The sequence below is a fragment of the Nocardioides abyssi genome (assembly GCF_030412915.1).
Taxonomy (GTDB): domain Bacteria; phylum Actinomycetota; class Actinomycetes; order Propionibacteriales; family Nocardioidaceae; genus Nocardioides; species Nocardioides abyssi.
Genome location: NZ_JAUHJR010000128.1, coordinates 1 through 281, shown reverse-complemented (window position 1 = coordinate 281; position 281 = coordinate 1). Strand labels below are relative to the sequence as shown.

Genomic DNA, 281 nt, shown 5'->3' with positions numbered 1-281 from the left:
GCGCAGAAAGATTTGTTGAAGGCACTGGTGGCTACCGGAAAGCCGGTGATACTGGCTTTGTTTACCGGTCGTCCGCTGGATTTATGCTGGGAGTCTGAGCATGTACCGGCTATCCTGAACGTGTGGTTTGCCGGCAGTGAAGCGGGCGATGCCATTGCCGATGTGATGTTTGGTGACATGTCTCCTTCAGGTAAGCTGACCACGAGCTTCCCGCGTGCGGTGGGACAGTTGCCGCTTTATTATAATCACCTGAACACGGGTCGTCCGGATACGGATGATAC

At 54.4% G+C, this 281-nt stretch carries 1 protein-coding gene; it reads left to right on the top strand.

The window, feature by feature from the left end; all coding sequences use genetic code 11:
• Window positions 1-15: 15 nt before the first annotated feature.
• Window positions 16-281, top strand: a 266-nt coding sequence (locus tag QWY29_RS20205) for a glycoside hydrolase family 3 C-terminal domain-containing protein (RefSeq protein WP_300963022.1), incomplete at its 3' end; no start/stop codon positions are given.